Raw genomic sequence first — 17,210 nt, 5'->3', positions numbered from 1 at the left:
TTATTTATATTCATGCATTACCTTATTAAGCCAGTTCACAACCTTGTTAGCAAATATATCTGCGGAGGCATTTTTTTCTACCCATTCTCTACATTTCTGACGATTAATTTTTTCAATAATCTCTACATATGAAAGCATATTTTTTTTATCATCAGGATCAGCAAGATAACCTGTTTGGCCATGCTGAATAATTTCACTAGGTCCTCCCCTTTTATAAGCTACAACAGGAACCCCACAGGCTAAAGCTTCTACAATAACGTTCCCATATGCCTCATTCCATTTCGGAGTATTTAGCAACCCTCTGCATTTACCAAGTTCTTTTTGTAATTCATCAGTTGATAAAAAACCCCTCCAATCTATAGCTCCTTGAGGGAATGATCTTTCTATCTTTGAAGCATACATCTCATCTTCTATAAATCCCCAAACTTTTAATTTTTCGCCAAGTTGATTTGCCACATAAACTGCATCCTCCAAACCTTTCTCTGGAGCTACTCTTCCAACCCATGCTAAGGGTCCCTTAACTGAATCTTGAAAAATATAATTATCTAAATTAAACCCATTCCCAATAATTGTTGGTTGTTTTATGAATGGATAATCATTAGCTTGCATTTTCGAATGAAAAGCAAAATTATTTGGATATTTATCATATACCTTAGAGATTAAATTACTAATTACTGAACTTTCAGAACCCATACTTATAATATGTGCAATGGGTATCTCTAAATTTAGAGTCATCCAGATTGGCAACCAATCATAGGACATGTTCAACAATACATCTGCATGTTTAGCGATATCTAATCCCTTTTCAAGCATTCCTGCTAAAAGAGAATTGTCTGGGATACTTACGGGCGAATTATAATTTTGATGCTGCCAACTAATTTGATCTTCACCTTCCACAAAATGTAATTTTACTTTTACATTACTTTCATGTAACTTGGAATTTTTTGGAACTACAACCTCAACAGAATGACCTAAAGAAATTAAACCTGAAACTAATGAATTTAAAGTTAATTCAACTCCACCACCTTTACCACTCCCTAAAAATCCTATTGGAGTACTAATCAAAACTATTCGCATTATTGGACTTTTTACAAAAAGAAACTAATTAAATAGTAGTATCAGAAAATTTATTTTCCCATAAACTCTTTCTCTGGCTAACAAAAAATACTGAGATAAGAACAAAAACCACTCCTATCCACTGCACAATAGTGAGTCTTTCATCTAACCAAACACCTCCACTGAGAAGAGCAAATACAGGTGTTAAAAATGCAAGAGTACTAAATCCAGTTATTTCTTTATTATTAGCAAAGTAGAAAAACAATCCATAAGCTATTGCCCCTCCAAAAATACTTGCAAATGACATAAGTCCCCAATCAAATATTGACCAATTTGGAATTATTGCGAAATTTGATTGTAAGCAGTGCTTAATAATTAAGGGCAAACTCCCAAAAACCATATGCCAACCTGTGACTGCCACTGGATCACTTTTAGTACAAGTGAATCTAATTAAGATTGTTCCTAGTGCCATAGCGAGAGAGGCTGCAAGCATCCAAAGTTCTCCAAAGTTAAAAACAACGTCATTTATAGACTTATCAGACATTAACCACCAATTTCCTAGGATTTCTTGTGGAACTCCTAAAAATACTATTCCTCCCAAGCCAAAAAGTAGTCCTAACCATCCTATTGGGTTAATTAAATTCCCAAAAATTGCCCGAGCTAAAATAGCTACCAAAAGGGGTTGAGAATCAATTAAGACAGAACCTAAACCTGCTCCAGTTTTTTCAATACCATAAGTTAAAAACAACTGGAAAAAAGTGGCATCAACAATCGTAAAAACAATAAACCATTTCAAATCGCACTTATAAATTTTTAAATCTCTTTTAAACAAATATGTTGTTATTAGAACAAGAATCCCTGCAGGAAGTAATCTTAATGAAGCCACAAACTCTGGCCCAGCACTAGATACTAAAGGAGTCATTGCCGCCATTGAAGTACCCCAAAGTGCAAAAGGGAGTATCATTAAAAACCAATTTAGGATTGAATTCATTAGGTCTGCTGATAATCTTTTTAAAGTAGTTTCATGAATTTACCTTAAAATAATGATTTGGCCTTTTAGACGAAAGTCAAAAAAAAGAATAGCTCGTATAGTAATTGATGAGCCTATTACAAGTTCAACAAGAATTTCAGTCCTTAAAGCTCTTAAACAAATTGAAGATAGAGAATTTCCTGCTTTAATCGTGAGAATTGATTCTCCAGGGGGTACTGTTGGGGATAGCCAAGAGATATACTCTGCTATTAAAAGAATAAAAGATAAAGGATGTAAAGTCATTGCTAGTTTTGGGAACATCTCCGCATCAGGAGGCGTTTACATTGGTGTTGCATCAGACAAAATAGTTGCTAATCCAGGAACAATTACAGGATCTATTGGTGTGATTATAAGAGGAAATAATTTATCTGAATTATTAGATAAAATCGGCATTAAATTTGAGACTGTTAAAAGCGGTGTTTTTAAAGACATACTTTCTCCAGATAAACCATTAAGTGAGGAAGGTAGAGGTCTACTCCAAGGGCTTATAGATGAAAGTTATAAACAATTTACTGAAGCTGTTGCTGAAGGGAGGAATCTACCTGTTGAGGAAGTAAGAAAATTTGCTGATGGAAGAATTTTCACTGGAACACAAGCACTCGAACTTGGTCTTGTGGATAAGGTTGGAGATGAATTTGTTGCAAGGGAGCTAGCTGCAGAAATGGTTAATATCGATCCTAAAATTCAGCCCTTAACATTTGGGAAGAAGAAAAAAAAATTACTTGGACTTATTCCTGGAAGCAGAATGATTGAGAACATTATCAAAAATATCTTTTTTGAGTTTGACTCATCCAATAAAATACTTTGGTTATACAAGCCTTAAATCGAGTATGCCTGAAAAAATGAAAGATGATTATAAAATTACATTTATTCGTGGAGCTACGACAGCATCTGGGAATTCTGTTAGGGAAATAGAATTTGCCGTAGTGGAATTAATTGATGAATTAATCTCACGTAATAGTCTAATTAAGACGAACATACTATCAATTACATTCACAGCGACAAAAGATTTAAGTGCATGTTTCCCAGCCTCAATTGCAAGGAAATGTAATGGACTTGATTCAGTTGCCTTTTTAGACTGCCAACAAATGCACGTACCCAATGATGTTGATTTTTGTATAAGAATAATGGCTCAAGTTTTATTGCCACCAAATTATGCAATAAAACACCCTTATTTAAATGGCGCTGCAAAATTAAGGGCAGATAGATGTTAACCTTAGTGAAATTATTTTGCTGCTTTAAATTTGAATAGCACGAACACAACCTTTTAATTTCATTCCCTTAATGTTAAAAATCAAAAAGAAACATACTTTAAATCTTAGAATTTTAAGATTTCTTATTATCCCTACAATTTTAGTTTTAACACCTTTTTTTAAAAATATCCAAGATGCTAAAGCGGGGTTGGAATTCCAGTGGGATCAAGACGATAGTTATAGAAGATTAAAGTGGTTTCAAAAGGAAAATAAAAGGAGATTTAGAAATACAATTTATTTTTTCTTTAGGCCATCTGATAGAAAAACTGATCTCTTAAAAATTAATTTAGCAATTCCCAAGACCTTTAAATCCACTATAAAAAAAGAAAAAATTAGTTTTTGCAAAGTAAAAATAGGTGGTTTTGAGAGTAGAACTAAATGTTTAGAAGACATTCCAGCTGATATCGAAATCAATACTGATGAATCAGGCTTACGGTCCCTAGATATTTATCCTTACAGCCCAATTCCCTCTAATAAAGCAAGTTATGCAATTGTCTTAAAAGTCTTTAATCCAAAAAAATCAGGTTTATATCAATTTCATTCATTTGGGCAACCTAAAGGAAAATCATTTTCAAGTTATTTAGGAAGCTGGACTATAGTGATCGATTAAATGATAAATTAGATAAGGATAATTAAACAAATGACTAAAAGAACTTTTGGCGGAACTTCAAGAAAAAGAAAACGTGTATCAGGTTTTAGAGTAAGAATGCGTTCTCATACAGGTAGAAGAGTTATTAAAAGCAGAAGACAAAAAGGAAGAGAAAGAATAGCTGTATAAATTCGAATTTAAATGGCCTTACCTCGGGATATGCGTTTAAAAGGTCACAGGACTTTTAATTATATTCACAAAAATTCCACAACATATCATGGGAAATTAATGACATTTAAAGTTGCAAGATCAAATCCAGCAATACTCTTAACCCATAAATTCACAAATACCTCAAACAAGTTTAAAGTTGCAATTGCAATTAGCAAAAAAGTTTCAAAAAAAGCTGTTGAAAGAAATAAATTAAGAAGAATTCTGCAAGAATGGTTATTAACAAACATTCAAAAAATTAATAACCACAAACCTTATTGGTTACTTGTTAACCTTAAGTTTGGGGATTTCTGCAATGATAAAAGTAGACTTTTGGAGGAATTTCAAAACTTAATGTACAAATCTCGTCTAATCAAATGATTAACATGAATGAAGTAACCTTTTATGAAGGTGGTCCTGCTAGAAGCGATTTAATAATAAATCTACTTGCAGGAATAACTATACTTGGTTTGCCATTTACCTTTGCGGCAATAGTCAGAGCATTATGGTTGAGATATAAAATCACAAACAAAAGAATAACAATTGATGGTGGCTGGTTTGGTAAAAACAAAACTCAAGTCTCATTAAATAACATTGAAGAAATCAGATCTATACCAAGGGGATTCGGTTCATATGGTGACATGGTTCTTATCCTTAACGATGGATCAAAAGTTGAAATGAAATCATTGCCTTTATTCAGAGAAAAACAAAGATTTATTGAAGAGAATATAAACGTAAGATCACAAATTCCAAATCTCAACGAGGTAGAAGGATTTGCTACTAAATCCTAAATAAATTAATTACAAAAATCTCTTTTTCCTGTAAAATAAATGTTTAGTAAAATTACACTCTCTTTAATATCGTGATAGGGTTCATTTCTGAAAAACTACTTATCCCTATTCTAGATTTCTTCTACGGTTTAGTCCCTAGTTATGGTTTAGCGATTGTTGCATTGACAGTCGTAATTAGAATTGCACTTTTCCCTCTAAGCGCTGGTTCCATTAGAAGTGCTAGGAGGATGAAGATTGCCCAACCAGTAATGCAAAAAAGGCAAGCAGAAATAAAATCTAAGTTTTCAGGTGATCCAAAGAGACAGCAAGAAGAACTTGGAAAATTAATGAACGAATTTGGCAGCCCCCTCGCAGGTTGCCTTCCCTTGATTGTCCAAATGCCAGTGCTATTTGCATTATTTGCAACCCTAAGAGGCTCTCCATTCGCTGATGTACCCTATAACATAAACCTCAAGGTCGTCCCACAGGATCAAGTAGCAGCTATTGACCCAAAACCTTACAAATCCCCACGACACTCTATATTTATTACAGAAAAATCACATTTTCCAGTAGTAGCTACTATTCCTAGTGGAACAAAATTAGGAGCAGAAGAATCCATAAAGGTAAATTTACAAACAACAAATGGCAATACCTATTCAGATGTTTTATCTAATTACGAAAACGGATCTAAATTCCTACCCACTTGGAAGGTTTCTAAAGGATCCGAAAATCTTAAAGTTTCTCAAGACGGTACAGTAACAGCAATTAAACCTGGTGATGCAACAATCGAGGCAAAAATTCCTGGACTAGCGGCTAAAAGTGGTTTTTTATTTATTAAAGCTCTTGGTCAAGTTGGTTTTTATGTAGATGGGGCAATTAATTGGGATATTGCTGCATTAGTTGGTGCCTTTGGATTAACCTTACTCCTCTCTCAAGTTTTATCAAGTCAGGGGATGCCTGCGAATCCACAGCAATCAACAGCGAATAAAATTACACCAGTTATGATAACTGGAATGTTTTTGTTTTTCCCACTACCAGCTGGAGTCTTACTCTATATGGTCGTTGCTAATATTTTCCAAGCATTTCAGACTTTTCTACTTAATAAAGAATCACTTCCTGATAATCTGCAAAAAATTTTAGATCAACAAATGTTAGCTAAAAATGAAGTGATAAATACTCCTGCCACAACTATTTCTGATAAAAGATTACCTTTTGAACCTAACAATAAAAAATAATTTTATATCTTAAATAATGAATTCTTGGTGTAGAAATTTAGAACTACTTATAAAATCAAGAACCTCATTAATTTGGATTAGGACTAAAGAAGAGGAAAGATTAGAAAAATTAGTTAATTTATCTTGTGAAAGACTAAATATAAAAAGATTCATTTCCTGGGATTGTGTTAGCGGTATTAAAGGATTAATAAATGAAGAAAGTAAATTTTCTAACAATCCGTTAGGAGTACTTAATTGGCTTAAAGAACTAAATTCTGAAATTTCAACAGTTTTATTAGTTAAAGATTTTCATAAATTTTATGATGATCCATCTATCAATAGAACTATTAAAGAACTATCCTTAGCGCTAAAAAAAACTAGTCATAATTTAATTATTAGTTCTCATTTATTTCCATCATCAGAAGAGTTAGATGAATTAATGGCAATTGTAAATTTACCTTTACCTGATCAAAGAGAATTGAAAAATCTAATAAAACAAATTGCTATTAATACCAATTCAAATCTAGAGGAACAAGACTTAAATGAACTTTCTATAGCTTCAAGCGGTCTTACCGAAATAAAAGTAAAGCAAGTAACTGCAAAGGCTCTTGCTCAAAGGGGAAAAATAGGTAAAGAAGATATTAAAGATATTCTTGAAGAGAAAAAACAAGTAATCGCCAGAAGTGAAATTTTAGAATTTTTCGAAACTAAATCAAATCAAGATGATATTGGTGGTTTAAATGTTTTAAAAGTTTGGCTTAATCAAAGATACAGGGCCTTTTCTAAAGAAGCTAGAGACTATGGATTACCTATTCCCAAGGGAGTCTTACTCGTTGGAGCTCAAGGAACAGGAAAATCGCTAACGGCAAAATCAATTTCTAAGAGTTGGTCTATGCCGTTGCTTAGGCTAGATGTTGGAAGACTATTTTCTAGTCTTGTTGGATCAAGCGAGGCAAGAACAAGAGAAGCAATATTAAGAGCTGAGGCCATGTCACCTTGTATCCTTTGGATCGATGAAATTGACAAGGGCTTTGGTGGCGATGCTAGAAGTGATGGAGGAACAAGTCAAAGGGTTTTGGCAAGTTTGCTAACTTGGATGGCCGAAAAAGAATCCGCCGTATTTGTCATAGCTACCGCTAATGCTATAGATAAGCTTCCTGCAGAATTATTAAGAAAAGGTAGATTTGATGAGATATTTTTTCTTGATTTACCAAATTCCGAAGAAAGATTAAGTATCCTGAATTTGCATTTAAAAAAAAGAAGACCAAATTACAGTTTTCCTCTTACCACAATAATAGACAGAACAGATGGATTCTCGGGTGCAGAACTTGAACAAGCAGTTATAGAGGGCATGCATATTTCATTCTCTGAAAATAGAGAACTTATGGAGAAAGATTTAATAAAGGCAGTTTCTGAATTAGTTCCTTTATCAAGAACTGCTAAAGAGCAAATTGATTTACTAAAAGCATGGTCATCTACAGGAAGAGCTCGTTCTGCGTCCTAATTGAAATATTCTTTATGAAGAATATTTCATAAGTTAGGAAACATTAATTAAGTTAATTTTTCATCAAAAATCCCTAATAATGAATAGTTTTTAACTATCTTAATTAAGGTATAAAAAAAAAAGTGTGTTAGATCAAAAATTAATAAGAGAAAATCCAACTTCCGTTGAAGATAATTTATCCTTAAGGGGGAAAATCTATAAGATATCCCACATACACGAATTAACTGTTAAAAAAAAAGAAATTGACATAGAAATCTCAAGCATTCAATCTGAAAGTAAAAAATTAAGCAAATTAATCGGTAAAGTAATTGGGAAATCACAAAATACTAATCCACAAGAACTAATTGATTTGAAGAAAAGGGGAAACCAATACAGAATCAAAATTTCTGAACTTGAAGAGAAACAAAGACTATTAGATAAACAAGTTGATGATGAGATTTATAATTTACCGAATTTTCCTAGTAAAGATGCACCTGTTGGGAAAGATGAAAATGACAATGTACAAATAAAAACTTGGGGAGATCCGTTAGTAAAAGAGAATATTAAATCTCATTGGGAAATAGGCGAAAGTCTTAATATTTTTGACTCCGTTAAATCAACAAAAATATCAAAAAGTCGTTTTATTACTCTTATTGGCAATGGTGCAAGACTAGAGAGGGCATTGATTAATTTCATGCTGGATATGCATAGTAAAAATGGTTATTTAGAGTTAATGCCTCCAGCTTTAGTAAATTCAGAAAGTCTCAGGGGATCTGGTCAATTACCCAAATTCTCAAATGAAAGTTTTAAGTGCTCTAATGACGATCTGTGGCTCTCTCCAACTGCTGAAGTTCCACTTACTGCTTTTCATAAAAATGAGATAATTGATTCCAAGCAATTACCTCTTAAGTACGTTGCATATAGCCCATGTTTTAGAAGAGAAGCTGGCAGTTATGGAAGGGATACTAAAGGTTTAATAAGACTTCATCAATTTAATAAGGTTGAGCTGTATTGGTTTTGTGATCCAAGCCAATCTACTGAAGCTCATAAAAAAATAACTTCTGATGCAGAAAGTATTTTAAAAAAGCTAAACCTTCCTTATAGATTAATAGATATTTGTACTGGAGACTTAGGCTTTTCTTCTAGTAGAACTTTTGATCTTGAAGTGTGGCTACCTAGTAGTAAAAGTTATAGAGAAATTTCGAGTTGCAGCAATTGTTTAGACTTTCAGGCACGCAGATCTTCAATAAGAACAAAAATTGATAAAAAAAATATATATTTACACACCTTAAATGGAAGTGGCCTCGCCATCGGAAGAACAATGGCTGCGATTCTTGAAAATGGTCAACAAAAAGATGGTAGCGTTAAGATTCCAGATGCTCTAGTTCCTTACTTTGGATCAAATTTTTTAAAAACTGCTTAATATAAAAAAATGAATGTTTTAACATCAATAACAGTTCTTGGATTTCTCATTTTTTTTCATGAGATGGGTCATTTTCTTGCAGCAATTTTGCAAGGCATATATGTTGATGGATTTTCAATTGGTTTTGGACCTTCCATAATTCAGAAAAAATTTAAAGATATTACTTATTCATTTAGAGCCTTTCCCCTAGGAGGATTTGTTTCATTCCCTGATGAAGAACTGAATAATATCGACCCTAAAGATCCAAACCTTTTAAAAAATAGACCAATAATTCAAAGAGTTATTGTAATCTCTGCTGGAGTATTCGCTAATTTAATCCTTGCCTATATCATTTTAATTTTAAATGTATCTACTATTGGCATTCCATATGATCCAGAACCGGGTATTTTAGTTTTAGCAACTCAACCTGACAAGGCTGCCTCAATAGCTGGATTAAAAGCAGGAGATAAAATATTAGATGTTGAAACTCGTACCCTAGGAGTAGGGGATCAAGCTGTTTCCACTTTAGTAAAAGAGATTCAGAATTCTTCAGATGACCCAATTTCAATAAAAATCGAGAGAAATGGAATTTTTAAAGATATAACTTTGATACCAAAGAATGTTGATGGGAAAGGAACTATAGGCGCTCAATTACAGCCTAATATAAGAAAAGAAACTAAAAAGACAAAAAACGTTTACGAACTTTTTAAATACACCAATAAAGAGTTTTCCTCACTTTTGGTAAAAACAATTCAAGGTTATAAAGGATTAATAACAAATTTTTCTTCAACAGCTCAACAACTAAGTGGGCCTGTCAAAATCGTTGAAATCGGAGCGCAACTATCACAACAAGGCGGTACAGGGATATTATTATTTGCGGCATTAATTTCTATTAATTTAGCAGTACTCAACTCATTGCCTTTACCGTTATTAGATGGAGGACAGCTTGTTTTCACTTTAATTGAAGGTTTTAGGGGAAAACCTGTCCCAGTTAAGGTACAAATGGTTGTAACTCAGTCCAGTTTTTTTCTTTTGGTTGGACTAAGTGTATTACTTATTATTAGAGATACTAGTCAACTTTTAATAGTACAAAGATTTTTAAACCAATGAATAAATTTTAAAAATTGTTAGACAAGCTGTTAATATAGTAATTAGTTTAAATATTCTGATAAATGGCGAAAAAGTCCATGATTGCGAGAGAGGTCAAACGCAAAAAACTTGTGAAGAAATATGCTGCTAAAAGGAAATTATTATTGGATGAATTCAATTCAGCTAAAGATCCAATGGAAAGATTAGAAATACATAGAAAGATTCAAGCTCTGCCAAGAAACTCTGCTCCAAACAGAGTTAGGAATAGATGTTGGGCAACAGGTAAACCTAGAGGAGTTTATAGAGACTTTGGTCTTTGCAGAAATCAGTTAAGACAAAGAGCTCATAATGGTGAACTTCCAGGCGTGGTTAAATCAAGTTGGTAGTTTATTCTTACTAAAGAATATATTTTCTAAAGAAAAAATGTTTATTAAATAAATTGAGGTTCATCTCGTTTTTAGAGGCATTTTTAAAAAATTTTATAGCTTATCTAAATAATTTACTCAATATGTCCCTATAAAATGTAAGAATAAATTATGTATAGATTTATAATTTAAAAAGTGGAAGGACAAAATAAGTCGATCACGTTTGACGGACGAGAGATACGACTAACTACAGGACTATATGCTCCTCAAGCAAATGGATCAGTAATGATTGAGTGTGGAGACACATCTTTATTAGTTACGGCTACAAAAACCTCGAAAAAGGAAGTTTCAGACTTTTTACCTCTAATTTGTGATTATGAGGAAAAACTGTATGCTGCCGGTAGAATTCCTGGCGGCTTCATGAGAAGGGAGGGGCGTCCTCCAGAAAGAGCCACATTAATCTCAAGATTAATTGATAGACCTATGAGACCTCTCTTTCCATCATGGATGAGAGATGAAATACAAATAGTAGCTTCTTGCCTTTCTCTTGATGAAAGGGTACCTGCAGATGTCTTAGCCGTAACAGGTGCGTCAATTGCAACTTTGCTTGGAGGGATTCCATTTTACGGTCCTATGGCTGCAGTTAGAGTGGGTCTAATAGGCGATGATTTCATCTTAAATCCAAGTTATAGAGAAATTGAAAAAGGTGACCTAGATATTGTTATAGCGGGCTCACCTGATGGGATTGTCATGATCGAGGCTGGTGCTAATCAACTATCAGAGCAAGATACAATCGAAGCTATAGATTTTGGATATGAGGCTGTAACTGAACTTATTAAATCTCAAGAGGATTTATTAAAAGATTTAGGAATAGAACAAATCAAACCATCTGATCCTGAAGAAGACAAAACATTATTCTCATATTTGGAGAAAAACTGCACCAAGCCAATTGATCTAATACTTAAGAAATTTGATCAGTCCAAAGAAGAAAGAGATCTCGAATTAGAAAAAATAAAACTTGATGTACAAAGCAAAATAGATTCTCTTAAAGAGGATAATCAATTAAGACTTTTAACATCAGAAAATGATAAGTTAATACACTCCGATTTTAAAAAATTAACCAAAAAATTAATGAGGTCACAAATCATTAATGATGGGAAAAGAGTTGATGGAAGAGATCTTGATGAAGTAAGAAAAATATCTGCTCAAGCAGGAATCCTTCCGAAGAGAGTTCATGGTTCAGCATTATTTCAAAGAGGCTTAACCCAAGTTTTATCGACAGCTACTCTTGGGACACCAAGTGATGCTCAAGAAATGGATGATCTGAATCCAAGCACTGAAAAGACCTATTTGCATCACTATAATTTTCCACCTTATTCTGTAGGAGAAACTAGACCAATGAGAACTCCAGGGAGAAGAGAAATTGGTCATGGTGCATTAGCAGAAAGGGCTATCATCCCCGTACTACCTGGTAAAGAGACATTTCCATATGTACTTCGTGTAGTCAGTGAGGTCTTGAGTTCTAATGGTTCCACTTCTATGGGATCTGTTTGTGGTAGTACACTTTCTTTACTTGATGCTGGGGTTCCTCTGAAGGCTCCTGTAAGTGGAACTGCCATGGGTTTAATAAAAGAGGATAAAGAAATCAGAATACTTACAGATATTCAAGGAATTGAGGATTTTCTTGGAGATATGGATTTTAAAGTCGCAGGAACCGAGAAAGGTATAACGGCTTTACAGATGGATATGAAAATCACAGGGCTATCGGTATCAATTATTTCAGATGCCATAAAAAAGGCTCGTCCCGCAAGATTACATATCTTAGAAAAAATGCAAGAGGCTATAGATAAACCTCAAGAATCACTATCACCTCATGCCCCAAGACTTTTAAGTTTCAGAATTGATCCAGAACTTATAGGAACAGTTATTGGCCCTGGAGGAAGAACAATTAAGGGTATTACTGAGAGGACTAATACCAAAATTGATATTGAAGACGGAGGCATTGTGACCATCGCTTCTCATGATGGAGCAGCCGCGGAAGAAGCTCAAAAAATTATTGAAGGTCTAACTCGCAAAGTACATGAAGGTGAGATTTTCTCAGGAGTAGTAACTCGAATTATTCCAATTGGAGCATTTGTTGAAATCCTCCCTGGCAAAGAAGGAATGGTGCACATATCACAACTATCAGAAGCAAGAGTAGAAAGAGTTGAGGATGTAGTAAGACAAGGAGATGAAGTTACTGTAAGGGTTAGGGAAATAGATAGTAGAGGGCGAATAAACTTAACTTTAAGAGGAGTTACCCAAAATGGAGGGATGTCTTATCCTGAACCCACTCCAACACCAGTAGCCCCACTTAATTAAAGCTACAAGGGATATAAATCATATTTCTTAATAATTTCTTTAATATCAAAACAGACCTTTTTATGTGTCAGTTTATTGTTAGATGCGATTATGATTCCCTTCTGTTCAAAATCTTTTTCCCCATAAGATAAAGGTTCATTCTCTAAATTTGTAATGGCCCCTCCAGCAGCTTTTAGAACAGCTTCTGGGGCAGAAAAATCCCAATCTTTTGGGGAACTTTTACCTGGTAAGCTTAAGCTGATGTATATGTCACTTTCTCCTCTTAAAATTGAGGAGATTTTACAACCAATACTTCCCATAACCTTAACATCCTTAAAGCCAACTTTTTCTATTAGATTATGGAGGTTTGCATTGCCATGATTTTTACTTGTGACAATAATCATTTCTTTAAGATTTTTACTCCTAGAAAGATTAGTTCCACTTGTCGTACTGTTCTTCATCTCACACCATGTCTTTTCCCCATCAGAGATCCATAGCTCATCCTTTTCTGGGATTAGAACGACACCCAAATAAGGTCTTTGTTTATAGTTCAGAGCTAAATGCATAGCATAATTATTAGTTCCCTGTATAAAGTCCTTTGTACCATCAAGAGGATCCAGAACCCAAATCCAATCAGAATTTATATCACAACTGTGAGGTTTTATTTTTACGTTTTCTTCACTCAAAATTGCCCAACCAATATCTTTATATTTTCCATTAATTCTTTGAATAATTAATTTATTAACTTCCAGATCAGCCAGAGTAACTGGATCTTCAATATTATTATTTTTAATAATATTGCTATTATTGCATGAATCTTTTAATATTTGAGAATAATAAAGCAAGATTTCAGAAGCTTCCCAACTAAAGACTTTCAAATCATCTATAAGATTATTTATTTCTAAACCGGATGGTAATTTAATCACAAAATGAATATTAAATATTCATCCTCGCATAAAAAACAAGAACCTGAAAGTGGTTTTTTATATATTGTTGGCACACCCATTGGGAATTTGAACGATATCTCAATAAGAGCTCTCAAAATTCTAGAAAATGTCTCTTTAATTGTCTGCGAAGACACTAGGCAAACAAAAAAGATAATGCAAAGATATGACTTTAATAACAATCTAATAAGCTTCAATGAGCATAATTCTTTCAAAAAGATCCCAAAATTGATTGATGATTTAAAATCTGGCAAATCTATTGCCCTAGTTAGTGATGCAGGCATGCCTAGTATTTGTGATCCAGGCGAGAATCTTATTAAAGCTGCAAAATCTGTTGGTTTAAAAATAACTTGCATTCCTGGTCCATGTGCAGCAATAACTGCTCTTGCGTCAAGTGGTCTTCCATCTTCAAAATTTATATTTGAAGGTTTTTTACCCAAAAAAAATTCCGAAAGAAAAAAAATTCTTCTCAACATAAGTAGTAATGAAAAAACAACAATTTTATTTGAGTCCCCTAATCGCCTTAAAAATTTATTGAGTGAATTAAAAGAATATTGTGGAGGGGAGAGAGAAATTCAAGTATCAAGGGAATTAACAAAAAAATTTGAAGAGCATATTGGACACAACATCAATGAGGCCATAGTTTTTTTTGAAAGAAAAGATGTTCGTGGTGAGATTACGGTAGTAATTAAAGGTATTGATAAAAAATCTAAGAATTCTGAATTTGATTATATTGAATTAAAGAAAGAATTACATAATTTAATTAATGCAGGTTTAAGCTTATCTGCAGCTTCTAAATATTTAGCAAAAAAAAATAACCTTTCTAAAAGTATAATTTACAATATGTACTAAAGCTTTTTAATCAAATTCTTCATGTTTTTACAGCCAAAAAAAATATTTCTGAACTTTACTTTTAATGTTTGTTTATTTTTAATACTTATGGTTGGAATTCAAAATAGTTCAGAAAAAAGAAAAGTCAATTTAATAATGAGTGAAACTGTTAAATTACCCGTTAGTTTTATAGTTGGTGTTAGTTTTATAAGCGGAGCTTTAATGGGTAGTTTTCTATCTTTTAGTCCAAATAAAGAAATTAATTAAAGCCTCTATAAGGCTATCAATTTTTCTTCATTGATTATTCTTGTAATTCCTCTGGAAATTAGTATAGGAGAAACAATTTTAAAAACTTCAGTATTTGGGACTTTAATTATCTTATGTTCTTTATTGCAAAACCTTTTTGCGATTTTCATATCATTATAAATTTCAATTGTTTTTCTATTTAACTCTTCCTCAGCTAGAAAATGCCAATCTGGATAATCTTTAAGGAATTTGGTTTCCAATTCAATTTTATTATTCACTATCATGTATACAACTTTTGGGAAAACAACCTCGCAGATAGGAATTGAAGATAAATCTTTTTGCGTCGAATTCTCAATCTCATAATCTAAAGGTACTATCTCAGTAAAAGGATTTTGGAATAGCAATAATTCCTCAGATTTTTTATTAAGTAATTCTTTATCATAGTTGTTTTCAATCTTGTTTTTTATACTTGAATTATCTTCTTCATTATTAAATTTAGATTCTTTCTCTTTAGATTTAAAGCTGTGAGTTGTCAATTTATTTTTTTTAAATAACTCTAAATATCTTGTTTCACCAAGATTTTTCTTCAAATTTCTTACTATAGTTAATTTTGTATAATTAAATTCTTTAGATAGTTGATCAATAGATTTTCCTGATTTAAAAAAATTAACAATTTCTTCTTTTTGTTTCTCAGACAGCTTTTTCGCCACTATCAGTTCGCAACTCTATTCATTCTATTAAAAATAATAGTAAGTGTATTTTATCAAAAATTTTTTAGTAATAATATATTTAAAAGCATTAGGATTATTGTTCGACCAATAACTGTCAGATATAATAATTAAGTGCTTCCTTAGCTCAGCTGGATAGAGCAACTGCCTTCTAAGCAGTGGGCCGCAGGTTCGAATCCTGCAGGAAGCGTAAGTCTCATAAAATGCGTTGGTGAAGATGATAAATATTATTTATAAATTTAATTACCTAAATCGTGTTGAAAGCTAAAATAAATTTTCATGAAATTAATAAATTCAAATAATTTTTTATTTAGAAATATTAAAAAGGATATTGATAATAAATTATTTTTGCTGGGAGTCTTCTTTCTCGCCTCAGCACCTTTTGTAGGAACTATTGTTCTTTTGTATCCATTAGCAAAAGGAATCATAAAAAAAAGGTCTGAAATCCTTAGAGATAAATACAATATCGCCTTAATTGTTGTTTCCTTTATTATGGTTTTTAAGTGTATAAATGGTCACTTTAATCAAATAAGTTTTTTAGATTCTTGGGACCCTATTCTTAATTGGATTGGCTTATTAAATTGGATTCCACTTTTCCTTTGCTTTATTGGTTTTCAACCATATCTAGATTCAGTACAAAAAAGACTTATCTTATCAAAAGTATTTATTGCAAGTTCAATCCCAATATTAATAAGTGGAATTGCTCAATTTTTCTTTAAAATAAATGGTCCATTTCAATTAATGAACGGTCTCGTTGTTTGGTATCAAAGACCTATAGATGGAGGAGGATTAACAAGTTTATTTAATAATCCAAATTATGCTGGCGGATGGCTTACTTTGCTTTTTCCATTATGCTTATCTGTGCTTTTCATAAATAGAAAGAAAAGATTCAAAATTAAGTCCATAATAGCTTTAGTTATTTGTATAACATTCACAACAAGTATAGTTCTAACTAACTCCAGAGGTGCCTGGATTGGTCTTATTGTCTCTATTCCTATAGTACTAGGAAGAATTACTTTGTTTTGGTTAATGCCATTAATACTAATTTTATTGATGACAATTCTAGTTACTTTTATACCAAATATGCCACTCCAATATAAGGAAGTAATGATGAACTTTATTCCTGAAAAAGTATTTTCTAAATTCAGTGAAATTTTCTTAAATCTTCAAGCTTTTCCAAGGTTAGATATCTGGAAAAAATCATTATTATTTATAAGTAATCGTCCATTTTTAGGATGGGGAGCTTCAACTTTTTCAATATTATATTTTCAAAAAACAAATCTTTTCAACAATCATGCTCATAATCTATTTTTGGAATTATCCATTAATTACGGAATTATTGTTTCACTGATAATTTTTCTTGCAATTTTTTCAATTCTATTTAATTCTTATTTTTTTATTTTTAAAACCGAAAATAATTTAGAAATTATTAATGATAGGTCATGGTGGGCAGCTACTTTGATTTTTATTTTGTCTCATTTGTATGATGTTCTCTATTATGACTTAAGAATAAGCATTTCAAGCTGGATATTTATAGCAGGATTAAGGGCTATAATTATTGAAAATAAATGCCCTATAAATCTAAAAAAGGATTTAATTTATAGATTTTTTAAAAGTAATGAATAAATCCATTTTAAAAAGAATAATTTTTTTATAGACGTAT

At 32.3% G+C, this 17,210-nt stretch carries 19 protein-coding genes and 1 tRNA gene; 16 read left to right on the top strand and 4 right to left on the bottom strand.

Going from position 1 to position 17,210, the window contains the following annotated elements:
- Both EU98_RS00435 and EU98_RS00440 read right to left on the bottom strand, forming a co-directional pair.
- Positions 1 to 1,077 carry a glycosyltransferase family 4 protein gene (locus tag EU98_RS00435; RefSeq protein WP_032516515.1) on the bottom strand — a complete coding sequence of 359 codons (1,077 nt, stop codon included), beginning with the start codon at positions 1,075 to 1,077 and terminating at the stop codon, positions 1 to 3.
- 28 nt (positions 1,078 to 1,105) lie between these two features.
- Positions 1,106 to 2,047, bottom strand: a complete 942-nt coding sequence (locus tag EU98_RS00440; RefSeq protein WP_032516514.1) for a DMT family transporter — start codon at positions 2,045 to 2,047, stop codon at positions 1,106 to 1,108.
- Between the two features lie 52 nt (positions 2,048 to 2,099).
- Between EU98_RS00440 and sppA the strand changes: the two genes are divergently transcribed.
- The 12 genes from sppA to EU98_RS00500 all read left to right on the top strand — a co-directional run bounded on the left by sppA (position 2,100) and on the right by EU98_RS00500 (position 12,819).
- Entirely contained in the window at positions 2,100 to 2,909 is an 810-nt protein-coding gene (gene sppA / locus EU98_RS00445) for a signal peptide peptidase SppA (protein WP_032516513.1), read from the top strand.
- A 7-nt stretch (positions 2,910 to 2,916) separates the two neighbouring features.
- Positions 2,917 to 3,300 (top strand): chorismate mutase, encoded by a 384-nt coding sequence (aroH, locus tag EU98_RS00450; RefSeq protein WP_080725825.1) that lies wholly within the window; start codon positions 2,917 to 2,919, stop codon positions 3,298 to 3,300.
- A 70-nt stretch (positions 3,301 to 3,370) separates the two neighbouring features.
- Positions 3,371 to 3,949: a DUF2808 domain-containing protein gene (locus EU98_RS00455; protein WP_032516512.1), complete on the top strand. Its 579-nt coding sequence runs from the start codon at positions 3,371 to 3,373 to the stop codon at positions 3,947 to 3,949.
- A 30-nt stretch (positions 3,950 to 3,979) separates the two neighbouring features.
- Positions 3,980 to 4,117, top strand: a complete 138-nt coding sequence (gene rpmH, locus EU98_RS00460; protein WP_002808184.1) for a 50S ribosomal protein L34 — start codon at positions 3,980 to 3,982, stop codon at positions 4,115 to 4,117.
- Between the two features lie 12 nt (positions 4,118 to 4,129).
- The gene (locus EU98_RS00465) at positions 4,130 to 4,516 is read left to right on the top strand and encodes a ribonuclease P protein component (protein WP_032516511.1); all 387 of its coding nucleotides are present in this window, start codon (positions 4,130 to 4,132) and stop codon (positions 4,514 to 4,516) included.
- A complete protein-coding gene (locus EU98_RS00470; RefSeq protein WP_032516510.1) occupies positions 4,513 to 4,926 on the top strand; it encodes a PH domain-containing protein in 414 nt (137 codons plus the stop codon). The genes EU98_RS00465 and EU98_RS00470 overlap by 4 nt, the downstream gene beginning before the upstream one ends.
- A 71-nt stretch (positions 4,927 to 4,997) precedes the next feature.
- Entirely contained in the window at positions 4,998 to 6,140 is a 1,143-nt protein-coding gene (yidC, locus tag EU98_RS00475) for a membrane protein insertase YidC (RefSeq protein ID WP_032516509.1), read from the top strand.
- 16 nt (positions 6,141 to 6,156) lie between these two features.
- Complete coding sequence (locus EU98_RS00480; RefSeq protein ID WP_032516508.1) at positions 6,157 to 7,623, top strand: AAA family ATPase; 1,467 nt, start codon at positions 6,157 to 6,159, stop codon at positions 7,621 to 7,623.
- Between the two features lie 124 nt (positions 7,624 to 7,747).
- On the top strand, positions 7,748 to 9,025 hold the full coding sequence (gene serS, locus EU98_RS00485) for a serine--tRNA ligase (protein ID WP_032516507.1): 1,278 nt from the start codon (positions 7,748 to 7,750) through the stop codon (positions 9,023 to 9,025).
- 9 nt (positions 9,026 to 9,034) lie between these two features.
- Positions 9,035 to 10,114, top strand: a complete 1,080-nt coding sequence (gene rseP / locus EU98_RS00490; RefSeq protein ID WP_032516506.1) for an RIP metalloprotease RseP — start codon at positions 9,035 to 9,037, stop codon at positions 10,112 to 10,114.
- Between the two features lie 62 nt (positions 10,115 to 10,176).
- Positions 10,177 to 10,479 (top strand): 30S ribosomal protein S14, encoded by a 303-nt coding sequence (gene rpsN, locus EU98_RS00495; protein ID WP_032516505.1) that lies wholly within the window; start codon positions 10,177 to 10,179, stop codon positions 10,477 to 10,479.
- 174 nt (positions 10,480 to 10,653) lie between these two features.
- The gene (locus tag EU98_RS00500) at positions 10,654 to 12,819 is read left to right on the top strand and encodes a polyribonucleotide nucleotidyltransferase (protein WP_032516504.1); all 2,166 of its coding nucleotides are present in this window, start codon (positions 10,654 to 10,656) and stop codon (positions 12,817 to 12,819) included.
- 2 nt (positions 12,820 to 12,821) lie between these two features.
- Here the strand turns inward: EU98_RS00500 and EU98_RS00505 are convergent, their stop codons facing one another.
- Positions 12,822 to 13,724, bottom strand: coding sequence for a 3'(2'),5'-bisphosphate nucleotidase CysQ (locus tag EU98_RS00505; protein ID WP_032516503.1), 903 nt, complete (start codon positions 13,722 to 13,724; stop codon positions 12,822 to 12,824).
- Between the two features lie 3 nt (positions 13,725 to 13,727).
- Here EU98_RS00505 and rsmI point away from each other — a divergent pair, with 3 nt between their 5' ends.
- On the top strand, positions 13,728 to 14,594 hold the full coding sequence (gene rsmI / locus EU98_RS00510; protein WP_032516502.1) for a 16S rRNA (cytidine(1402)-2'-O)-methyltransferase: 867 nt from the start codon (positions 13,728 to 13,730) through the stop codon (positions 14,592 to 14,594).
- Between the two features lie 87 nt (positions 14,595 to 14,681).
- Positions 14,682 to 14,840, top strand: coding sequence for a hypothetical protein (locus EU98_RS0109265; protein WP_342665661.1), 159 nt, complete (start codon positions 14,682 to 14,684; stop codon positions 14,838 to 14,840).
- A 5-nt stretch (positions 14,841 to 14,845) separates the two neighbouring features.
- On the opposite strand, the gene EU98_RS00515 is transcribed toward EU98_RS0109265, so the two are convergent.
- Positions 14,846 to 15,529: a hypothetical protein gene (locus EU98_RS00515; protein WP_032516500.1), complete on the bottom strand. Its 684-nt coding sequence runs from the start codon at positions 15,527 to 15,529 to the stop codon at positions 14,846 to 14,848.
- Positions 15,530 to 15,663: 134 nt separating this feature from the next.
- Here EU98_RS00515 and EU98_RS00520 point away from each other — a divergent pair.
- Both EU98_RS00520 and EU98_RS0109260 read left to right on the top strand, forming a co-directional pair.
- Positions 15,664 to 15,737 (top strand) — tRNA-Arg (locus EU98_RS00520).
- 89 nt (positions 15,738 to 15,826) lie between these two features.
- On the top strand, positions 15,827 to 17,173 hold the full coding sequence (locus EU98_RS0109260; RefSeq protein WP_052045526.1) for an O-antigen ligase family protein: 1,347 nt from the start codon (positions 15,827 to 15,829) through the stop codon (positions 17,171 to 17,173).
- Positions 17,174 to 17,210 lie beyond the last annotated feature (37 nt).

Origin of the sequence: Prochlorococcus marinus str. MIT 9314 (assembly GCF_000760035.1) — a bacterium.
GTDB classification, from domain to species: Bacteria; Cyanobacteriota; Cyanobacteriia; order PCC-6307; family Cyanobiaceae; genus Prochlorococcus_A; species Prochlorococcus_A marinus_B.
Note: the sequence above shows the minus strand (reverse complement) of the source record. Positions and strands in the feature narration are given on the sequence as shown.